This is a genomic window from Streptomyces omiyaensis (assembly GCF_014650895.1).
Classification (GTDB): domain Bacteria; phylum Actinomycetota; class Actinomycetes; order Streptomycetales; family Streptomycetaceae; genus Streptomyces; species Streptomyces omiyaensis.
The window spans coordinates 1-21,956 of the sequence record NZ_BMVV01000004.1; the positions used below are offsets into that span (position 1 = coordinate 1).

Consider the following 21,956-nt stretch of genomic DNA (forward strand, 5'->3'; position numbering starts at 1 on the left):
CGCCGCCCCCACGAAGAGCTCGTCGAGAAGCACGCCGCCGAACTCGCCGACCGGGCCGAGCGGCACGCCGCCGAGCGCGAGGAGCAGGCGGAGCGGTACGCGGCGCTCGCCGCCCGCCACGCCCGGCTGACCGCCGCGCTCGCCGCGTCACGGCACGAGGCCCCGGAGCCGGCCGCCGCGGGCGACCCGGGGCCCCGGCCTCCGGAGCCGCTGCCCGCCCTCGCCCGGCACCCCACCACGCTGGGCACGCTCGTCAACTCCGGCATCGACAAGTCCGCCGCCCTCACCGGTCCGCACCGGACCCGGTTCGCCGTCCACGCGCCGCCCGTCGTCGTCACCCTCGACCCCGTCCGCGCCTCGACCGCCCTCGCCCACCTGATCGCCGACGCCTCCGGGGTCACCTCCTCGGGCGCGGCCCGCCCACACGGTCCGGCCGTGTCCCCGGCGGACACCACCGTCGTCATCACGGCGGCCGTGCGCGGCGCCGACCTGCGCATCGAGATCTGCGGCCCCCGGGCCGTCGACGACCCGGCCCACCTGGCGGTCGCGCGCGGGATCGTCGAGGCGCACGGCGGGGTCCTCACCTCGCGGGCGCACGCCGAGGGCGTCGGCCTCACCCACGTCGTCCGCATCCCGCACACCCCCGCCCCGGCGCCCGTCCCCGCCGCGCGCCGCGCCCCGGTCCCCCGGGAGTTCCGGGCCCCGGTCGCCGGTTCCTGGATCATCGGCGCGGCCGTCGAGGCCCGCCGCGACCGGGTGGCCGCCGTGCCCTCCTCCCTCCCCACACCGTCGGCCGGCCGCTCCCGGCCGTACGTCGTCCCGCTCCCGCACCCGCCCCTGGAGCCTCCGGTCCCCCGCCGGGAGCCGCTGCCCCCCTACCCGCTCGGCGGCGTGCGGCGGACGCCGGAACCCGCCCCCTCCGACGACGCCGCGCAGGAGCGCATCGTCCGCCTGCTGGCCAGGATCCGGCGCCACTCCGCCTGAGACGGGCCGGGCGCCGCCCCCGCGGGAGGGCCGGCCGGTGACGCGTGCCGGGTCAACAGAGCGTGTCCCAGTGGTGCAGGGCCCGGAGGGCCGTCGCCCGGGTGCGGGAGGTGGCCGGGGTCGGGGCGAGGAGGTAGTCGGCGACGGGCGTGAGGAGCAGCGCGGTCTCCGGGGTGGGCGTGAGGAGCCGCGCCTCGTCCCAGCTGTGGCGGATGACCGTGCGGCGGAGCAGGACCCCCCGGCGGACCGGGGGGCGGTGTGCGTCGGCGGCCCGGGCGCGGCGGCGGTGCTCCGGGGCCAGTTCGGGCGCGAGGGCGGTGCGGACCTCGGCGAGCCGGCCCAGCGGGAGGTGGCGGTCGGCGTGGTCGAGGAGCTCGGCGGCCTCGGGTGCGAGGCGGTAGGCGGCGAGCACCGCGGCCGTCTCGGCCGGTTCGAAGGAGCGGCCGGCGAGACCGGCGAGGTCGAGGACGGTGACGGGGCACGGGGTGCCCCGGGAGCCGTGGAGCCGGGTCTCGGCCAGCGCGATGAGGCACTCGACGGGTTCCTCGGCGACGAGGAACGGCCGGACCGGCACGGTGGCGCCGTCCCCGGGGAGCGCCGCGGTGGTGAGGTGGACCCGGAACCACGGGTCGGCGAGCGGGTCCTCGGCCGGCCAGCGCAGGGTGACGGCGGTGTGGTGGGGGTGGGTGCCGAAGAGCGAGACGTCGATCCGCTCCACGGGGTGGTCGGTGACGATCCGGACCACCGCCTGCCAGAGCGCCGCCTCGTCCGGGGCGACGAGGTCGAGGGTGTCGAGCGGCCGGAGCAGTCCGGAGGGGTAGTAACCGGCCAGCGGGAGGCCGCGGATGGCGCGGACGCCGGTGGAGACGGCGAGCTCCTCGGCGAGCCGGGCGTAGTGGGCGGCGCGGTCGTGGGCCCGGCGGAGTTCGGCCCGGGCGGGCCCGCCCATCCGGACGCCGTCCCGGTCGAGGGAGGACAGCACCAGGTGGGGCAGGTGCCGGGCGCCGCGGGCGCGGTGCAGCAGTTCAGCGGGCCCGGCGGCCGGATCGGTGCCGAGCAGCCGGTAGAGAAGTGCGGTGGTGTTCACGGGCGTCCGCCTCCGGTTCGCGTGGTCAGGCCCGGCTCCGCCGGCGGGCGAGGGACGGGCCGCGGGCGACGGGGCCGCTCCCCCCTGTCCGCGGCACGGAAATTGTCACCGGCCGGGTTCAACGCCTGATCACCACAGGCTCAACACGCTCTCGACACCGGGTGCGGCGCTGTGGTTAAAAGGGGCCACAGATTCCGACATGTGCGCCGAACGGGGCGGCTGCACTGTTCCGGGCCGGTTGGGGGAGCAGAACGTGGGCGATCTCCGTTTTTCGTTACTCGGTCTGATGCGGGCCCACCGGGGCCCGACCGCACTGAGGATGGGAAGTCCGCAGCAACAGGCGATGCTGGCCGTGCTCCTGCTGCGGCCGGGCTACGCGGCCAGCGCGACCGACCTGATCGCCGCGCTGTGGGGCGAGGAGCCGCCGAACGCGGCGATGACCACCGTCCGCACCTACGCGTGGCGCTGGCGCAAGGTGCTGGACGCGCCGGAGGACGGGGCCGGGGCGAAGCCGGCCGGCCGGCCCGTCCCGAGCGTCCTCGTGTCGATGGGCGACGGCTACCGTCTGGCGCTGCCGAAGCTGGCCGTGGACGCGGCGCAGGCGGAGGCGCTGGCCGCGGAGGCGGAGCGGACCGCGCGGGCCGATCCGCTGCGCGCCCGCGACCTGCTCAACCAGGCGCTGGAGCTGTGGCAGGGCGAACCGCTCGCGGGGATCCCCGGTCCGTTCGCCGAGCGGCACCGGCAGCGGCTCGAAGAGCTGCGGCTGACCCTCCTGGAGGAGCGGATCGGCCTCGACCTGACGCTGGGCCGGTACTCGCGCTGCATCCCCGAGCTGACCGCCCTCACCACCGAGCACCCCCTGCACGAGCGGGCGTACGGGCTGCTGATGCGGGCGCTGTACCAGGCGGGCCGGCAGGCCGACGCGCTGGCGGTCTTCCGGGGCGTGCGGCAGCTGTTCCTCGCGGAGCTGGGGGTGGCGCCGGGCAGCGAGCTGGAGGGGCTGCACCGCAGGATCCTGGAGGGCGACCCGGCGCTGGCCGCGCCGGCGACGGCGGAGCCGCGCGGTGCGGAGGAGCCCGCGGGGCGGCCCGCCGAGCCCTCCCCACCGCGGCAGGAGAGGCCCGCGGACGGGCCGGAGGCGGTCCGGGAGGCCCCCGCCGGCGACGGCGGTCCGGTCGCGGCCGACGACGCCGAACCCCGGCCGGGGCCGGAGCGCCCGGACCGGGAGAGACCCGCGGCCGCTCCCCCGCGGCCTGCGCAACTCCCTCCCGACGCGGCCGACTTCACAGGGCGTACGGCTCCGATGCGGGTGCTCGGCGAGGCGCTCGGGACGCCGTCGGCGACGGCCCTGGTGATCGCCTCCGTGGTGGGCATGGGCGGCGTGGGCAAGACCGCGCTGGCCCTGCACGTGGCGCACCGCGTGCGGGAGGCCTACCCGGACGGGCAGCTCTACGTGGACCTGCGCGGGTCCGACCCGGTGCCGGCCGATCCGGAGGCCGTGCTGAGCGGCTTCCTGGTCGCCCTGGGCGTACCGGGCGACGCGGTGCCCGACGGCCTGGACTCGCGCTCGGCGCTCTTCCGGTCGGTGGTGGACGGGCGGCGCCTGCTCCTGGTGCTGGACAACGCCAAGGACGCGGCGCAGATCCGGCCGCTGCTGCCCGGCTCGGCCGGGTGCGCGGTCCTCACCACCGGACGCACCCGGCCGGCCGGGCTGCCGGCCGCCGTCCAGGTCGACCTCGACGTCTTCCAGCCGGCCGAGGCGCTGGACCTGCTGGGGCGGACGATCGGCGCGGAGCGGCTCGACGCCGAGCGGGACGCGGCGGTGGAGCTGGTCGTGGCCTGCGGTCACCTGCCGCTCGCGGTGCGGATCGTGGCCGCGCGGCTGGCCGCCCGGCCGGGCTGGAGCGTGGAGACGCTCAGCCGCCGCCTCCAGGTGGAGCGGCGGCGCATCGACGAACTGCGGATCGGCGACCTCGCGGTGGCGGCGGCCTTCGAGCTCAGCTACCGGCAGCTCACGCCCGACCAGGCGCGGGCGTTCCGGCTGGTGGCCTCGGTCGACGGGCCGGACATCGGCCTGCCGGCCGCCGCGGCCCTCCTCGACCTGGACGAGTACGACGCCGAGGAACTGCTGGAGGCCCTGGTCGACGTGGCGATGGTGGAGTCGCCGTTCCCGGGGCGGTACCGCTACCACGACCTGCTGCGGGCCTTCGCCCGGCGGCGGCCTGCGGCCGGCGGGACCGGCGCCCTCGACGGGGCGGACGCCGCGGAGACCCTGGCGGCCCGGGACCGGCTCCTGGACCATCTGCTCGCCACGGCCTGCACCGCCTTCCAGTACGCGGTGCCGGGGGACCCGGCGGCGGGCGCGCTCGGTCCGGCGCGCTCCCCCGGGGTGCCCCTGACCGGGCGGGACGCGGCCCGGGAGTGGACGGCGGCGGAGCGCGCCGGAGCGGTGGCGCTGGCGGCCCAGGTCGCCGCGGAGGCGGGCACGGCGGTGGTGCCGGCGGGCGGCGCGGGGCCGGCGGACGGGCCGCACGCCGCGGCGCTGCGGGCCTCGATCGACCTGCTGATCGCGCTCACCCCGTTCGTCCTCACCCCGCCGAGCCGTCAGCTGGCCGCGACCGCGACGGCGCTGGCCGAGGCGGCGACGGGCCACGGGGACGTGCGGGCCGCCGGGCGGGCGCACTTCCTGCGGGGGAACGTCGCCCTGGCGGCGACGCGGCTGGAGGCCGCGGAGGACGCGTCGCGGCGGGCGGTGGACGCGGCACGGGCCGCCGGGGACACGGTGATCCTGCGCCAGGCGCTCAACGACCTCGGTCTGATCTGCCAGTTCCTCAGCCGGTACGACGAGGCGGTGGACCACTACGACGAGGCGCTGCTCCTCGCCCACGCGCTGGGGCACCGCTCGGGGGCGCTGGTGACGACGGTGAACGCGGCGCTGGCGCGGGTGCGCAGCGGGCGGGCGGAGGAGGCGGTGGAGATCTGCCACGAGGTGCTCGCCGAACTGCGGACCCGTCAGGACGACGCGGGGCGGGCCTACGCGCTGTACGTGCTGGGCCTCGCGCTGCACGGTCTGGGGCGGCACGAGGAGGCGGTGACCTGGTTCCGGGAGTGCCTCGCGGTGGCGACGGGGGCGGGGCTGCGGGACCGGACGGCGCACGCGCGCTACCGGCTGGCGGACAGTCTGCGCTCGCTCGGCAGGGCGGACGAGGCGCTCGCCCACGCCGGGGAGGCGCTGGCGCTCTGCGAGGAGCTGGGGGCGGAGCGGGACCAGGCGCACGCCCTGGTGGTGCTGGGCCGTTCCCTGGCGGAGCTCGGCCGCGGGGCCGAGGCGGAGGAGCGGCTGTGCGAGGCGCGCGGGATCTTCGTCCGGCTCGGGCTGCCGGAGGCGGCCGATGTGGCCGCTCTGCTGGCGGGGCCGGCGGCGCCGGCGCTCGTGGATCCGTGAGGCCCTCGCCGGGGACCACACCTCGGAGAAACGATTCCGCGCGGGGTGTTCACCGCCCGGTGGCACCCGGTTCAGGAACCGGTGCTGTTCCAGTCCTTGCTGGCGGTCGGGGTGGGGGTGGGCTCGGCCTGGCTGGTGCCCACGCCCCCGGCCGGGCCCGCCTCGGCGCCGTCCGCCATCGCCGTCCCCGCCACGCCCAGGGCGAGCACCGCGCCGAGCCCGAGGCTCGCGACGGCCAGGCGGATCCGGGTGGCACCGAGGAGGTCGGAACGCTTCGCCATGTCTGCTCCCTAGGACGTCTTCCCTGGTGGGAAGGGGTTCTGTGCGGATCTCCCGGTGCTTCCCGGGCTGACAGGAGGAGCATCGCAAGGCACGTTCAACACCCGATCGACGTGAGAGCACCGTCCGTCGACCGACGCCGTTGATCGGGGCGTCGACCGGGTGTCGACCGGGGAGCCGACCGGATGCCGCCTGCGGCCTCGACCGACGAAACGCCTGGTCGACGCGGGCGTCGGCCGACGGGGACCCCGGGGCGACACGGGCGTCGATCGACGGGGACCCGGGGCGACGCGGGCGTCGATCGACGGCCCGGCACCGGCCCGGGGCGGGGAGCCGGCGTCGCCCGGGGCGGGATCAGGCCGGCTCGCGGATCTCCAGCGTGCAGCACTTCACGCTGCCGCCGCCCTTGAACAGCTCCGACAGGTCCACCCCGACGGGGCGGAAACCCCGCGCGCGCAGCTTCGCCGCCACCCCGGTCGCCGCCTCCGGCAGGACCACGTGGAGCCCGTCGCTCATCGCGTTGAGCCCGAACACCTCGGCGTCGGCCTCCTCCACGAGGAGCGCGTCCGGGAAGAGCCGGCGCAGCACCTCCCGGCTGCCCTCCGAGAAGGCGCCGGGGTAGTACATGACCTCGTCGGTGTCGAGCACGCTCAGCGCGGTGTCGAGGTGGTAGAAGCGCGGGTCGACGAGGTCCAGGCCGATCACCGGCCGGCGGAGGAACTCCTGCGCCTCCGCGTGCCCGGCGGAGACGCTGCGGAAGCCGCGGCCCGCCAGCAGGTGACGGCCGGTCAGCAGCAGGTCGCCCTCGCCCTCGTTGACGTGCAGCGGGTCGTGCACGGCGAAGCCGCGGGCCCGGAACCACTCCAGATAGGCGGGGCCCTCGGCGGCCCGCTCCGCGTTGCGGAACCGCGCGCCCAGGACCCGCCCGCCGACGACCGTCGCGCCGTTCGCCGCGTAGACCATGTCCGGCAGGCCGGGCACCGGGTCGATCAGGTCGACCCGGTGCCCGAGCCCGAGGTAGAGCTCGTACAGCCGCTCCCACTGGGCCACCGCGAGGCCGGTGTCGACCGGCTTCGCCGGGTCCATCCAGGGGTTGATCGCGTAGCTGACGTCGAAGTGGGTCGGACGGCACATCAGGAAGCGGCGCGGGCGGGCGACGCGGGTCATGGCGGACTCCGGTGGAGGCGGGGTGAGGGTGGACCGTGCGGAGGTGCGGAAGGGACCTGCGGAGGTACGGAGGGGAGGCGCGGCGGGGCGCGGGCGGGAGGGGCGCCGGCCCGGCCGCACCGGGCCCGCCGGGCGGCGGGGGGGGCGGCGGGCGCGTCAGGCGGACCCGGGGCGCTCCGGGAAGCTGCGCATGCGGCGCAGGGGGCTCGCCAGGAGGACCGCGCCCGCCGAGAGGAGGACGCTCGCCATGATCCACAGGGTGGTGCGGGCGCCGAGGGCCTCGCCGAGCCAGCCGCCGAGGAGGGCGCCCACCGGGATGGCGCTGAAGTTCACCGTGGAGGCGCTGGCCCGGATCCGGCCGATCATCTCGGGCGGGCAGTAGGCCTGGTAGAAGCTGCCGGCGATGACGTTCCCGGCGATGACGCCGCACACGGCGACCGACCAGGCGACCGCGCTCACGGCCAGCGGCAGCCGCTCCCCCGCCATCGGCAGCAGGAGGATGAAGGGCGCGCCCACCAGCTCGCACAGGAGCAGTCCGCGGGCCGTCCCGAAGCGGCGGGCGATCCTTCCGGCGAGGGCGGCGCCCGCGAGCCCGCCGATCGACACGACCGCGAAGACCGCCCCGACGCCGCCGGGCGAGACGCCCACGCTGCGGATGAGGAAGATCGTCTGCACGGCCTGGATGCCGTTGAGGCCGAGGTTGCCGACGGCCGCGAAGCTCGCGAGGGTGCGCAGGTACGGATCGCCGACCAGGAACCGCACGCCCTCGCCGATCTCCTTGAGGATGCCGCGGCGTCCGGCGACCGGCGGGGGCTTCTCCTCGGCCTTGATGGAGCCCACGCAGACGGCCGCGACCAGATAGGTCACCGCGTCCGCGACGAGGCCGCTGACGGCGCCGAACGCCTGGGAGAGGAGACCGGCGAGGCCGGGGCCCGCGATCTCCGCCGCCGCGTCGCCGGACCGCAGCTTGACGTTCGCCTCCAGGAGGTCGTCCTTGGCGACGAGGGTGGGCAGGACGGCGCCGTTCGCGGTGGAGAGGAAGACCTTCACCGCGCCGGCGAGCAGCGCCACCACCACCAGCTGCGCCATGGTGAGCAGGCCCAGCCAGGCGGCGGCCGGGACGCTGCCGAAGAGCAGCAGCAGGAGCAGGTCGCAGACGAGCATCACCTTGAGCCGGGGCCAGCGGTCCACCCAGGCTCCGGCGAGGAGCCCGAGGAAGAGCCAGGGCACCCAGGCGGAGGCCGTGAGCAGGCCCACCATGAAGGGCGACGCCTCCAGGGTGACGACGGCGACCAGGGCGAGGGCGACGTTCCCGACGGCGGTGCCGAGACCGCTGGTGGTCTCGCCGATCCACAGCTTGCGGAAGTTCGCCTGGGCCCACAGGCCCCAGCGGCCGCGGGGCGGGGCGGACTCGGCCGGCGGTGACGGCGGGCTGACGGAGGTGGTGGTCATGGCGGTCACGCTCCAAGCTGTTCGGCCAGCACGGCGGCGATCCGGGCGAGGGGCTCCGGTCGCGTCATGGCGCCGTGCGCGCAGGGGACGAGGTGCTGGGCGACGTGCCCGTCGACGTACGGCGCCCAGGCCGCCGCATGGGGCCAGCCGGCCGGTTTGTCGAGGGTGGCGCCGAAGTAGACGGCGTCGCCGCGGTAGCGGTCCGGCACGTGCTCGGCCATCAGCTTGCGGTGCTGGTCGAAGACGGCCGGCAGGGCGTCGGCGGCCGGGCCGAGGAGGGCGGTCAGACGGGCCCGGCCGCGCCCGTCGGCGGGGTCGTGGCCGAGCGAGACGAGCAGCTCGGCGAGGGTGTCGGCGGGTTCGTCCGAGGGCGGGGCGCCGGCGTGGCGGGCCGGGTCGGCCGGCAGGCCGTCGAGGAGGGCCAGCAGGGCGACCTCCTGGCCCTCCGCCTGGAGGGCGACGGCCATCGCCTGGGCGACGACGGCGCCGAAGGACCAGCCGAGCAGGTGGTAGGGGCCCTCCGGCTGGACGGCCCGGATCTCGCGGACGTAGTCCTCGGCGATCTCGGTGACGGAGGCCGGGGACCCGCCGCGCAGGCCGCGGGCCTGGAGGCCGTGGACCGGGCGGTCCGGATCGAGGTGGCGGAGCAGTCCGGAGTACACCCAGCTGATGCCGGCGGCCGGGTGGACGCAGAACAGCGGGGGCAGGGTGCCGCCGGGGCGCAGCGGGAGCACCACGTCCAGGGCGTCGCGGGCGTCGCGGGCGCCGGGGCCCGCCGGGTCCGGGACGGCGTGGCCGAGGCGCGGGGCGAGGGCCGCGGGGGTGGGCGCCTCGAAGAGGTCCCGCATCCCGAGCTCGGTGCCGGTGGCGGTCCGGATCCGGCCGAGGAGCTTCATCGCGAGGAGCGAGTGGCCCCCGAGGTCGAAGAAGCCGTCGTCGGCGGTGAGGGGCCGCGTCAGGCCGAGGACCTCGGCGAAGAGGCGGCAGAGCAGCTCCTCGTCCGGCGTCCGCGGGGCGCGGCCGGAGGCCGTCGGGGCGGGGTCGGGGACGGGCAGGGCGCGCCGGTCGACCTTGCCGCTGGGGGTGAGGGGCAGCGCGTCGAGGGGGACGACGGCGGACGGGAGCATGTGGCCGGGGAGGGACGCGGCGGCGAAGGAGCGGAGCGCGGCCGGGTCGAGGGGGCCGTCGGTCACGACGTGGGCGATGAGCCGGGCGCCGGCGACGGGGTGGTCGTGGACGGTGACGGTGGCGGCGCGGACCCGGGGGTGGCGGGTGAGGACGTGCGCGATCTCGCCGGGTTCGACGCGGAAGCCGCGGATCTTGACCTGTTCGTCGGTGCGGCCGAGGTAGTCGAGGCCGCCGTCGCGGGTGCGGCGGACGAGGTCGCCGGTGCGGTACATCCGCTCGCCGGGGGCGTAGGGGTCGGCGACGAACCGCTCGGCGGTCAGACCCGGCCGGCCCAGGTAGCCGCGGGCCAGGCCGGCGCCGGAGAGGTACAGCTCGCCGGGGACGCCGGCGGGCACGGGGTTGAGGTGGGCGTCGAGGACGCGGGCGCCGGTGCCGGGGACGGCGCGGCCGAGGGACGGGCGGACGGAGTCCGCGAGGGGCTGGACGAGGGCGTCGACGGTGGACTCGGTGGGGCCGTACAGGTTGTGGCCGGTGGTGGCGGGGGCGGCGCGGACCCGGTCCCAGAGGTCCTGGCCGACGGCCTCGCCGCCGAGCAGCAGCACCTTGGGCGCGGGCTCCTCCAGGAGCCCCTCGGCGAGGAGCTGTTCGGCGTAGGAGGGGGTGACCTCCAGGACGTCGACGGCTTCCCGGCGCAGGTGCCGGACGAGGGCGGCGGCGTCGCGGCGGACGTCGTCGCCGATCAGGTGGAGTTCGTGCCCGGCGAGGAGCCAGAGCACGCCGTCCCAGGAGGCGTCGAAGCAGAGCGAGGCGGTCAGGGCGACGCGCAGGCGGCCGTGGGCGCGTTCGGCGAGGCCGATCGGGCCGGTGGCGGAGCGGTGCGCGGCGAGGAGCGCGGCGAGGGAGCCGTGGCTCACGACGACGCCCTTGGGGCGGCCGGTGGAGCCGGAGGTGTGGATCACGTAGGCGGCGGTGGCGGCGGTCGCGCGGTGCGGGGGGTCGCCGGCCGGGCCGGAGTCGTGGGCGGGGGTCAGGGCGGGCAGGCCGGCGAGGAGCTCGGGCCGGGGCCAGCCGGGGCCGGTGACGGCCAGCGCGGGGGCGGCGTCGGCGAGCGTGGCCGCGGTGCGGTCGGCGGGGTGCTCGGCGTCCAGGGGGAGCGCGGTCGCGCCGGCCTTGAGGACGGCGAGCAGGGCGACGACGGAGTCGGCGGAGCGGGGCAGGGCGAGGGCGACGACCGACTCCGGGCCGGCCCCGGCGGCCGTGAGGCGGTGGGCCAGACGGTTGGCGCGGGTGTTCAGTTCGGCCCAGGTCAGGCGGGTGTCGCCGGCGACCAGGGCGGTGGCGCCGGGGGTGCGGGCGGCCCGCTCCTCCAGGACGGCGGGCAGCAGCGGCACGTCCGCGGGGAGCGGGGCCGCGTCCCCGTCCGCGAGGAGGGCGGCGCGCTCCGGTGCGTCGAGGAGGCCCAGGCGGCCGATCGGGGTGTCCGGGTGCGCGGCGGCGGCCGTGAGGAGGCGGCCGAGGCGGACGGCGATCGTCCCGACGGTCGCGCGGTCGAAGAGGTCGGTGGCGAAGTCGATCGCGCACTCCAGCCCGGCGGGTGCGCCGTCGGCGTCGAAGGACTCGCCGAAGGCGACGGAGAGGTCGAACTTGGCGGCGTGCCCGCCGACGGGTTCGACGGCGGCGGGGAGGCCCGCGAGGTCGAGCGGGGCGTCGCCGGGCGCGGTCCGGCCGCCGCCCTGGAGCAGCAGCATGACCTGGAAGAGGGGGTGGCGGGCGAGGGAGCGGACCGGGTTCAGCTCCTCCACGATCCGCTCGAAGGGCACGTCCTGGTGGGCGTGGGCGTCGAGCTGGGTCTCGCGGACGCGGCCGAGGAGTTCGGCGAAGGTGGGGTCGCCCGAGGTGTCGGTGCGCAGCACCAGGGTGTTGACGAAGAACCCGACCAGGTCGTCGAGGGCCTCGTCGGTGCGGCCGGCGACGACCGAGCCGATCGGCACGTCCGTCCCCGCCCCCAGCCGGGTCAGCAGGGCGGCGAGACCGGCCTGGAGGGTCATGAACATCGTGACCCGGTGCTCGCGGCCCAGGGCGGCGAGGGAGCGGTGGAGGCCGGGACCGAGGGGGAGGACGACCCGGTCGCCGCGGTGGCCGCTGTCGGCGCGCCGGGGGCGGTCGACGGGGAGCGCCAGCTCCTCGGGGAGGCCCGCGAGGGCCTCACGCCAGTGGGCGAGCTGACGGGCGGCGAGGCTGTCGGGGTCGGTCTCGTCGCCGAGCAGCGCGCGCTGCCACAGGGCGTGGTCGGCGTACTGGACGGGCAGCGGCCGCCAGGAGGGTTCGGTGCCGTCGCGGCGGGCGGCGTAGGCGGTGGAGAGGTCGCGCAGGAGGGGGTCCATGGACCAGCCGTCGCCGGCGATGTGGTGGAGGACGAGGAGGAGCAGGTGCTCCTCCTCGGCGAGGGGGAGGAGGTGGGCGCGGACGGGGAGTTCGCGGGCGAGGTCGAAGGGGACGGCGGCGTGGGCGGCGAGCGCGGCGGCCGGGTCGGCGGGGGCCGGGTGGCGTACGAGGGCGGGGCGGGCGTCGGCGGCCGGGAGGATCAGCTGCCGGGGCTCGCCGTCCTCGTCGGTGACGAGGGTCCGCAGGACCTCGTGGCGGGCGGTCAGGTCGCCGAGGGCCCGCTCCAGGGCGTCGGGGTCGAGGGGGCCGGTGAGGCGCAGGGCGAGCGGGAGGTTGTAGAGGGCGCTCGGGCCCTCCATGCGGTCGATGAGCCACAGGCGGCGCTGGGCGGAGGAGAGCGGCAGGTGCGCGGGGCGTTCCCCGGCGGTGAGGGCGGGCCGGGTGGCGGAGCCGGCGAGGCGGAGGGCGAGTCCGGCGGGGGTGGGGGCCTCGAAGACGTCGCGGACGTCGATCTCGGCGCCGAGGACGGCGCGGACGCGGCTGACGGTCTTCATGGCGAGGAGGGAGTGGCCGCCGAGGGCGAAGAAGTCGTCGTCGGCGGAGACCGGTCCGGTGACGCCGAGGATCTCGGCGAAGAGACCGCACAGGATCTCCTCCTGGGCGGTGCGGGCGGCCCGGCCGCCGGCGAAGAGCCGCAGGTCGGGGGCGGGCAGGGCGCGCCGGTCGACCTTGCCGCTGCCGGTGAGCGGGAGGGCGTCGAGGGTGACGACGGCCGCGGGGACCATGTGGGAGGGCAGCGCCTCCGCCGCGAACCGGCGCAGTTCCAGGGCGAGTTCGGTACCCGGGTCGGTGACCGCGCAGTGCGCGACGAGGCGGCGGTCGCCGTCGGCGCCCTCGTGCGGGGTGACGACGGCCTGCCGGACGGCGGGGTGGCGGGCCAGGACCTCCTCGACCTCGCCGGGTTCGATGCGGAAGCCGCGGATCTTGACCTGGTGGTCGGTGCGGCCGAGGTAGTCGATCCGGCCGTCCTCGCGGCGGCGGACGAGGTCGCCGGTGCGGTACATCCGCTCGCCGGGGGCGTAGGGGTCGGCGACGAACCGCCCGGCGGTCAGACCGGGCCGGCCCAGGTAGCCGCGGGCCAGGCTCGCGCCGGAGAGGTACAGCTCGCCGGGGACGCCGGCGGGCACGGGGTTGAGGTGGGCGTCGAGGACGCGGGCCCGGGTGCCGAGGACGGCCCGGCCCATGGTGGGGCGCTCCGTCTCGTCGTACGCCTGGAGGAGGGTGTCGACGGTGCACTCGGTGGGGCCGTACAGGTTGTGGCCGGTGGTGGCGGGGGCGGCGCGCAGCCGGTCCCACAGGGCGGGTCCGACGGCCTCGCCGCCGAGCAGGACGACCTTGGGCGCGGGCTCGTCGAGGAGGCCCTCGGCGACGAGCTGCTCGGCGTAGGTGGGGGTGAACTGGACGGCGTCGACGCCGGTGTCGCGGAAGTGGCGGACGAGGGCGGCGGGGTCGCGGCGCAGGTCGTCGCCGATCAGGTGGAGTTCGTGCCCGGCGACCATCCAGAGGAGGCCGTTCCAGGAGGCGTCGAAGCAGAGCGAGGCGGTGAGCGCGGCGCGCAGCCGCCCGTGGTCCCGCTCGGCTCCGGCGAAGGTCTCGGCCCGGTGCGCGGCGAGGAGCGCGGCGAGGGAGCCGTGGCTCACGACGACGCCCTTGGGGCGGCCGGTGGAGCCGGAGGTGTAGAGGACGTACGCGGCGTGGCCGGGGTGGTGGACGACGGGCGGCGCGGCCGGGGTGTCGTCGTCCTCCGCGGCGGGACCGTCCGCCGCGTCCAGGACGGTGTGGCCGTCGAGGAGGCCGGGGTGCGGCCAGCCGGGGCCGGTGAGGACGGCGGCGGGACGGGCGTCGGCCAGCATGTGGGCCGTGCGCTCCCGGGGGTACTCGGCGTCCAGCGGCAGGGAGGCGGCGCCGGCCTTGAGGACGGCCAGCTGGCAGACGACGGTCTCGGCGGAGCGGGGCAGGGCGAGGGCGACGACCGACTCCGGGCCGATCCCCGCGGCGGCGAGCCGGCGGGCGAGGCGCCCGGCGCGGGCGTCGAGCTCGGCGTAGCCGAGCCGGGTGTCCCCGAAGACGAGGGCGGTGAGGTCCGGGGTGGCGGCGACCCGCTCGGCGAACGCGTCGGGGACGAGCACCGGTGCCGCGGGCAGCGGCCGGTCGCCGGCGAGGAGGGCGGCGCGCTCCCCGTCGGCCAGCAGGTCGGCACGGCCGATGCGCTCGTCGGGGCGGGCGGTCACGGCGGCGAGCAGCCGGCCGAAGCGGGCGGCGATCGTCTCGACGGTCCGGCGGTCGAAGAGGTCGGTGGCGAAGTCGATCGCGCAGTCCACCCCGGCGGGGGCGCCGTCGGCGTCGAAGAACTCCTCCAGCGTCACGTTGAGGTCGAACTTGGCGACCCCGGTGTCGGCGGGGAGCGCCTCGGCGCGCAGCCCGGCCGGGGCGGTGCCGTCGTCGGCGTTCGACTGGAGGACCATCGCCACCTGGAAGAGGGGGTGGCGGGCGAGGGAGCGGACCGGGTTCAGCTCCTCCACGACCCGCTCGAAGGGCACGTCCTGGTGGGCGTAGGCGCCCAGTCCGGTCTCGCGGACGCGGCCGAGGAGTTCGGCGAAGGTGGGGTCGCCCGAGGTGTCGGTGCGCAGCACCAGGGTGTTGACGAAGAACCCGACCAGGTCGTCGAGGGCCTCGTCGGTGCGGCCGGCGACGACCGAGCCGATCGGCACGTCCGTCCCCGCCCCCAGCCGGGTCAGCAGGGCGGCCAGGGCGGCCTGGAAGGTCATGAAGAGGGTGACCCGGTGCTCGCGGCTGAGGGCGACGAGGGAGCGGTGGAGGCCGGCGTCGAGGGCGAGGGCGGTGCGGTCGCCCCGGTGGCCGGCGCGGGCGCCGCGCGGCCGGTCGACGGGGAGCGCCAGCTCCTCGGGGAGGCCCGCGAGGGCCTCCCGCCAGTGGGCGAGCTGACGGGCGGCGAGGCTGTCGGGGTCGGTCTCGTCGCCGAGCAGCGCGCGCTGCCACAGGGCGTAGTCGGCGTACTGGACGGGCAGCGGCTCCCAGGCCGGCGCCGCCCCGTCGCGGCGGGCCGCGTAGGCGCCGTACAGGTCGCGCAGGAAGGGGCCCATGGACCAGCCGTCGCCGGCGATGTGGTGGAGGGCGACGACGAGGACGTGCTCCTCCTCGGCGACCCGCAGCAGGGTGGCCCGGACCGGCGGTTCGGCGGCGAGGTCGAAGGGGCGGCGGGCGGCCGCGTCGACCTCGGCGTCCACCGACTCCGGTGCGCACGGGCGCCGTTCGAAGGGGGGCGGGGCGTCGGCGGGGTCGAGGACGCGCTGGTACGGCTCGCCGTCGTGCTCGGTGACGACCGTGCGCAGGACCTCGTGGCGGGCGGCCAGGTCGCGGAGCGCGTGCTCCAGGGCGTCGGGGTCGAGGGGGCCGGTGAGGCGCAGCGCCAGGGGCATGTTGTACAGGGCGCTCGGGCCCTCCATGCGGTCGATGAGCCACAGGCGGCGCTGGGCGGAGGAGAGCGGCAGGCGCGCGGGACGGTCGCCCGCGGTGAGCGCGGGACGGGTCACGGAGCCGTCGAGGCGGCGGGCGAGCCCGGCGACCGTCGGCGCCTCGAAGACGTCGCGGATGCCGAGTTCGGCGCCGAGGGCGGCCCGGACGCGGCTGAGGAGCCGGGTGGCGAGGAGGGAGTGGCCGCCGAGGGCGAAGAAGTCGTCGTCGACGGAGACCGGTCCGGTGGCGCCGAGGACCTCGGCGAAGAGACCGCACAGGATCTCCTCGCGGGCGGTGCGGGCGGCCCGGCCGCCGCCGGCGGCGGCGAAGTCGGGGGCGGGCAGCGCGTTCCGGTCGAGCTTGCCGTTGCCGGTGAGCGGCAGGGCGTCGAGGAGGACGAAGGCCGCCGGGACCATGTAGTCGGGCAGGGCGGCGGCCGCGTGGGCGCGCAGGTCGGCGGGGTCGAGCGGGGCGCTCGTCACCGCGTAGGCGGCGAGCCGGGTGCCGGCGGCGGCGTCCTCGTGCGGCAGCACGGCCGCCTGGAGGACGTCGGGGTGGGCGGTGAGGACGGTCTCGATCTCGCCGGGCTCGATGCGGAAGCCCCGCACCTTGACCTGGTGGTCGGTGCGCCCGAGGTAGTCGATCCGGCCGTCGGCGCGGCGGCGGGCGAGGTCGCCGGTGCGGTACATCCGCTCGCCGGGGGCGTGGGGGTCGGCGACGAACCGCTCGGCGGTCAGACCCGGCCGGCCCAGGTAGCCGCGGGCCAGGCCGGCGCCGGAGAGGTACAGCTCGCCGGGGACGCCGGGCGGCACCGGGGCGAGGCGGGCGTCGAGGACGTGGGCGCGCAGGCGGGGCAGCGGGCGGCCGATGAGCGGGCGCGGGTCGTCGGCGAGCGGGTGGTGCAGGGCGTCGACGGTGCACTCGGTGGGGCCGTACATGTTGAGGACGACGGTGTCGGGGGCGGCGGACAGGGCGGTCCACAGGGACTGGCCGAGGGCTTCGCCGCCGACCATGAGGAGCGCGGGCGGGCAGCGGTCGAGCAGGCCCTCCTCGACGAGCCGCTCGGCCTGGCCGGGGGTGACGTCGAGGACGTCGATGCCGGTGCTCCCGGCGTGCCGGACGAGGGCGTGCGCGTCGCGCCGCACGTCGTCGTCGAGGAGGTGCAGCTCCTCGCCGGCGACCATCCACAGCAGCCCTTCGAGGGCGGTGTCGAAGGAGAGCGAGGCGGTGAGGCCGAAGCGGAAGCGGCGGCCGGGGTGGGCGCGCCGGGCGGCGGCGATGGTGTCGTCGCGGTGGAAGGCGAGCAGGTTGGCGAGCCCGCCGTGGCGGACGACGACGCCCTTGGGGCGGCCGGTGGAGCCGGAGGTGTAGAGGACGTACGCGGCGTGCTCGGGGTCGTGGGCGACGGCGGGGACGGCGGCCGGACGGTCGGCCCGGGATCCGCGGGCGCCCGACGCGTCGGTGGCGGACTCGGCGGCGGCGGACGGGTCGGTGGCGGACGGGTGGCCGGCCGCCGGGTGGTCGGTCGCGGACTCCTTCGCGGTGTCCAGGACGGTGTGGCCGTCGAGGAGGTCGGGGTGCGGCCAGCCGGGGCCGGTGAGGACGGCGGCGGGACGGGCGTCGGCGAGGGTCCCGGCGATCCGCTCGCGGGGGTGGCCCGCGTCGAGCGGCAGGAAGGCGGCACCCGCCTTGAGGACGGCGAGCAGGGCGACGACGGAGTCGGCGGAGCGGGGCAGGGCGAGGGCGACGACCGACTCCGGGCCGATCCCGGCGGCCGTGAGGCCGCGGGCGAGGCGCCCGGCGCGGGCGTCGAGCCCGGCATAGCTGAGCCGGGTGTCCCCGGCGACGAGGGCGGTGAGCTCCGGGGTGGCCGCGACCCGCTCGGCGAAGGCGTCCGGGACGAGCGGGAGGCTGCCGGGCCGGGCGGTGTCGTTCCAGGCGGCGAGCGCCGCGCGGCCGGTCCCGCCGAGCACGTCGAGGGCGGAGACCCGGCGGCCGGCGTCGGCGGCGATCTGGGCGAGGAGCCCCGTGAGGGCGGCGGCCAGGCGGGCGGCGGTGGCGCGGTCGAAGAGGTCGGTGGCGTATTCGAGTCCGCCCTCCAGGCCGGCGGGGGTGCCGTCGGGGTGGTGGCGCTCGGAGAGGTTGAGGGTGAGGTCGAAGGCGGTGGTGGGCAGGCCGAGCGGTTCGTGGGCCGCGCGGGTGCCGGGGAAGTCGGGGTCGCCGCCCGCGGTGTTGTCGAAGGCGATCATCACCTGGAAGAGCGGGTGGCGGGCCAGGGTGCGGGCCGGGTTGAGCTCCTCCACGAGGCGCTCGAAGGGCACGTCCTGGTGGGCGTAGGCGGCGAGGTCGGCCTCCCGGACCCGGTCCAGCAGCTCGGCGAAGGTGGGGTCGCCCGACAGGTCGGTGCGCAGGACCAGGGTGTTGGCGAAGAAGCCGACGAGTTCGTCGAGGGCCGGGTCGAGCCGGCCGGCCAGCGGGGTGCCGAGGGGGAGGTCGTCGCCGGCGCCGAAGCGGTGCAGCAGCGTGGCGTAGGCGGCCTGGAGCACCATGAAGAGGGTGGCGCCGTGCCGGGCGGCGAGGTCGGCCAGGCGGGCGTGGAGGGCGGCGTCCAGCTCCAGCGGCACGACGTCGCCGCGGTGGCTCGCGACCGCCGGACGGGGCCGGTCCAGCGGCAGCGGCAGCTCGTCCGGGAGGTCGGCGAGCGCCTCGCGCCAGTGGGCCAGCTGCCGGGAGAGCGGGGAGCCGGGGTCGGCGTCCGCGCCGAGCAGGCGGTGCTGCCAGAGGGTGTAGTCGGCGTACTGGACGGGCAGCGGATCGCGGACCGGCGCCTCGCCGCCGAGGCGGGCGGTGTAGGCCTCGGCGAGGTCGCGGAAGAGCGGCCGCAGCGACCAGCCGTCGCTGGCGATGTGGTGCATCACCAGGAGCAGGACGTGCTCGCCGGGGGTCTCGGACCGGAGGTAGGCGTGCAGGGGGATGTCGGCGGCCAGGTCGAAGGTGTGGCCGACGAGGTCCTGGGCGGGGCGGTCCGTGCGGGTGAGCAGCGGCGCCGGGGGCGCGGGCAGCACCCGCTGGTACGGCACTCCGTCGTGCTCGCCGAAGACCGTGCGGAGCGTCTCGTGGCGGGCGACGACGTCGCCGAGGGCGGCCTCCAGGGCGGTGGCGTCGAGGGGGCCGGTGAGCCGCAGGGCGAGGGTGACGTTGTAGGTGGCGGCGGGGCCCTCGGCCTGGCCGAGGAACCACAGCCGGCGCTGGGCGAAGGAGAGCGGCAGGCGGTCGGGGCGGGGCTCGGGGCGGAGCGGGGGCCGGGCGGGCTCCGTGGCGATCCGGGCGGCGAGCGCGGCGACGGTGGGGGCCTGGAAGAGGTCGCCGATGGCGAGTTCGGCACCGAGTTCGGTGCGGGCCCGGCCGATCAGGCGGGTGGCGAGGAGGGAGTGGCCGCCGAGGGCGAAGAAGTCGTCGTCGATGGTGATGTCGTCGATGCCGAGGAGCTCGCCGAAGAGCGCGCACAGGGCCTCTTCGCGGGCGTCCCGGGGGGCGCGTCCCTCGGTGTCGGGGCCCAGGTCGGGGGCGGGCAGCGCCCGCCGGTCGACCTTTCCGTTGGCGTTGAGGGGCAGGGCGGGCAGCACGACGACGGTCGAGGGGACCATGTAGCCGGGGAGGGTCGCGGCGGCGAACTCCCTTAGTTCCGCGCCGAGTCCGGGGACCCCGGCGTCGGCGGCCGCGCAGTAGCCGACGAGCCGGACGTCGCCCGGACGGTCCTCGCGGGGCACCACGATGACCTGGCGGACGGCGGGGTGGCGGGAGAGGACGGCCTCGATCTCGCCGGGCTCGATGCGGAAGCCGCGGAGCTTGACCTGGCCGTCGACGCGGCCGAGGAACTCGACGGCGCCGTCGGCGCGGCGGCGCACCAGGTCGCCGGTGCGGTACATCCGCTCCCCCGGCACGTACGGGTCGGCGACGAAGCGTTCGGCGGTGAGCGCCGCGCGGCGCCAGTAGCCGCGGGCGAGCCCGGCACCGGCCACGTACAGCTCGCCGGGGACGCCGGGCGGGACCGGGGCGAGGCGGGCGTCCAGGACGTGGGCGCGCATGTTGTCGAGGGGGCCGCCGATGGGCGGCCGGGGACCGTCGAGGTCGGCGGGGACGAGCGGGTGGTGGGTGGCGAAGGTGGTGGCCTCGGTGGGGCCGTACACGTGGGCGAGGAGCAGGTCGGGGCAGTGGTCGAGGACCCGCCGCATGAGGGTGCCGGAGGCGGCCTCGCCGCCGGTGAGGACGGTCGCCAGGGCGCGGAAGGTCTCCGGCGCCTGCTCGGCGACGAGGTCGAAGAGGGCCTTGGTGAGGAAGACGGCGGTGACCCCGTGGCGGGTGACGACGGCGTGCAGGGCGTCGGCGTCGAGGGTGCCGGGCGGGGCGACGACGACGGTGCCGCCGGACAGGAGCGGCGCCCACAGCTCGTAGGTGGCGGCGTCGAAGGCGTGCGGCGAGTGGAAGAGGACCCGGTGGTGCCGGCCGTCCCGCCAGCGGCGGTCGGCGGCGAGGCCGATGACGTCCCGGTGGCGGACGGCGACGCCCTTGGGGGTGCCGGTGGAGCCGGAGGTGAACATCACGTAGGCGAGCCGGTCGGGGTGGACCGGCGGGTCCGGGGCGTGGCCGGGGGCTCCTTCGGCGTCGCCGGGGCGGACCACGGCGGCGGTGTGCGGGAAGCCGGGGTCGGCCCGGTCGGTGAGGAGGACGGGGGCGCCGGTGTCGGCGAGCAGGGCGGCCATCCGCTCCGGGGGGAGGCTCGCGTGCAGGGGGACGTAGCAGCCGCCGGCCTTGAGGACGGCGAGGGTGGCGACGACGAGGTCGACGGAGCGCTCCATCAGGAGGGCGACCGGGGACTCCGGGCCGACGCCGGCGGCGACCAGGCGGTGCGCCAGCCGGTTGGCGCGGGTGTCGAGTTCGGCGTAGCTGACGGTCCCGGTGGCGTGGGCGAGGGCGGTGGCGTCCGGGGTGCGGGCCGCCTGGGCCGCGAAGAGGGCGGGCAGGGAGCCGTCCGGGAGGGGTGCGGCGGTGGCGTTCCACTCCCGGTCGAGGCGGGCGTGCTCCTCGGGGGTGAGGATGTCGAGGGTGCCGATCGGCGCGTCCGGGTCGGCCGCCGCGGCTCCGAGGAGCCGGCCGAGGCGGTCGAGGAGGGCGGTGACGGTGGCGCGGTCGTAGAGGTCGGCCGCGTACTCGGCCGAGGCGTCGAGCCCGGCGGGCGCGCCGTCGGGGGCGTGGCGCTCGGTGACGCCGATGTTGAGGTCGAACTTGGCGACGCGCAGGCCGAGTTCCTCGGGTTCGGCGGTCAGTCCGGGCAGGCCGAGGGTGCCTTCCTCGTGGTTCTGGAGGACGAGGAGGGTCTGGAAGAGCGGGTGGCGGCCGAGGGCGCGCGGCGGGTTGACCTCCTCGACCAGCCGCTCGAAGGGCACGTCCTGGTGGGCGAAGGCGTCGAGCTGGCTGCCGCGGACGCGGCGCAGGAGTTCGGCGAAGGACGGGTCGCCGGAGGTGTCGGCGCGCAGCACCAGGGTGTTGACGAAGAAGCCGACCAGATCGTGGAGGGCCTCGTCGGACCGGCCGGCGACCCCGGTGCCCAGGGGGATGTCGGTGCCCGCGCCGAGCCGGGTGAAGAGGGCGGCGAGACCGGCCTGGAGGACGGAGAAGAGGGTGGTGCGGTGGCCGCGGGCCAGGTCGGCGAGGGCCGCGTGCAGCTCGGGCCCGTAGGCGAAGGGGACGGCGCCGGCGGCACCCGTCGGCGCGGGCGGCCGAGGGCGGTCCGCCGGAAGCTCCAGCTCCTCCGGAAGTCCGGCGAGGTTCTCGCGCCAGTAGGCGAGTTGACGGCTCATCAGGCTGTCGGGGTCGGACTCCTCGCCGAGGAGCTCGCGCTGCCAGAGGGTGTAGTCGGCGTACTGGACGGGCAGCGGCTCCCAGTCGGGGGCGGCGCCGTCGAGGCGGGCGGCGTAGGCGGTGGCGAGGTCCCTCAGGAAGGGGCCGAGCGACCAGCCGTCGCCGGCGATGTGGTGGAGCACGACGAGGAGCACGTGTTCGGGAAGCGGATCGGGACCCGGCTCGGGGGCCGGGGCCGGGGGCGTGAGCGAGAAGACCGTGACCCGGAGCGGCGGTTCGGCGGCGAGGTCGAAGACCCGGGCCGCGGCCCGGTCCCGCAGCGCCGGGTAGTCGCCCGGTGCGCAGTCCACCGTCTCGAAGGCGGGTTCCGCCTCCCGCGACGACAGGATCCGCTGCACCGGGACTCCCCCGGCCACCGGGAACACCGTCCGCAGCACCTCGTGCCGGGCGACCACGTCCGCCGTCGCGGCGCGCAGCGCGGCCGTGTCGAGCGGACCTCGCAGGCGGACCGCGAAAGGCAGGTTGTAGAGCGCGGTCGGCCCTTCGATCTGGTCGATCAGCCAGAGACGCTGTTGTGCGTACGAAACCGGGATCACGGTGCTTCCTCTGCTCACGTCACGGCGCGGACGG

The 21,956-nt window shown here is 77.2% G+C and carries 7 protein-coding genes; 2 read left to right on the forward strand and 5 right to left on the reverse strand.

The window, feature by feature from the left end; all coding sequences use genetic code 11:
• Positions 1-984: histidine kinase (locus IE287_RS08165; protein WP_506004966.1), on the forward strand; the 984-nt coding region annotated here is incomplete at its 5' end.
• Between the two features lie 52 nt (positions 985-1,036).
• Here the strand turns inward: IE287_RS08165 and IE287_RS08170 are convergent.
• Positions 1,037-2,071 (reverse strand): hypothetical protein, encoded by a 1,035-nt coding sequence (locus IE287_RS08170; protein ID WP_189848250.1) that lies wholly within the window; start codon positions 2,069-2,071, stop codon positions 1,037-1,039.
• A gap of 343 nt (positions 2,072-2,414) precedes the next feature.
• Here IE287_RS08170 and IE287_RS39070 point away from each other — a divergent pair, with 343 nt between their 5' ends.
• Positions 2,415-5,516, forward strand: coding sequence for an AfsR/SARP family transcriptional regulator (locus IE287_RS39070; protein ID WP_189848251.1), 3,102 nt, complete (start codon positions 2,415-2,417; stop codon positions 5,514-5,516).
• Positions 5,517-5,587: 71 nt separating this feature from the next.
• Here the strand turns inward: IE287_RS39070 and IE287_RS08180 are convergent, their stop codons facing one another.
• From IE287_RS08180 to IE287_RS08195, 4 genes are all read right to left on the reverse strand, one after another.
• The gene (locus IE287_RS08180) at positions 5,588-5,797 is read right to left on the reverse strand and encodes a hypothetical protein (protein ID WP_189848252.1); all 210 of its coding nucleotides are present in this window, start codon (positions 5,795-5,797) and stop codon (positions 5,588-5,590) included.
• Between the two features lie 352 nt (positions 5,798-6,149).
• Positions 6,150-6,962 carry a dimethylargininase gene (gene ddaH / locus IE287_RS08185; RefSeq protein ID WP_189848253.1) on the reverse strand — a complete coding sequence of 271 codons (813 nt, stop codon included), beginning with the start codon at positions 6,960-6,962 and terminating at the stop codon, positions 6,150-6,152.
• Between the two features lie 156 nt (positions 6,963-7,118).
• On the reverse strand, positions 7,119-8,414 hold the full coding sequence (locus tag IE287_RS08190; RefSeq protein ID WP_189848254.1) for an MFS transporter: 1,296 nt from the start codon (positions 8,412-8,414) through the stop codon (positions 7,119-7,121).
• A gap of 5 nt (positions 8,415-8,419) precedes the next feature.
• A complete protein-coding gene (locus tag IE287_RS08195; RefSeq protein WP_189848255.1) occupies positions 8,420-21,922 on the reverse strand; it encodes a non-ribosomal peptide synthetase in 13,503 nt (4,500 codons plus the stop codon).
• Positions 21,923-21,956 lie beyond the last annotated feature (34 nt).

What these genes read in the sequence shown, in the direction of transcription:
- ddaH (WP_189848253.1), bottom strand. Translation starts at nt 6,962, where the DNA reads ATGACCCGCGTCGCCCGCCCGCGCCGCTTCCTGATGTGCCGTCCGACC.
- IE287_RS08180 (WP_189848252.1), bottom strand. Translation starts at nt 5,797, where the DNA reads ATGGCGAAGCGTTCCGACCTCCTCGGTGCCACCCGGATCCGCCTGGCC.
- IE287_RS39070 (WP_189848251.1), top strand. Translation starts at nt 2,415, where the DNA reads ATGCTGGCCGTGCTCCTGCTGCGGCCGGGCTACGCGGCCAGCGCGACC.
- IE287_RS08190 (WP_189848254.1), bottom strand. Translation starts at nt 8,414, where the DNA reads ATGACCACCACCTCCGTCAGCCCGCCGTCACCGCCGGCCGAGTCCGCC.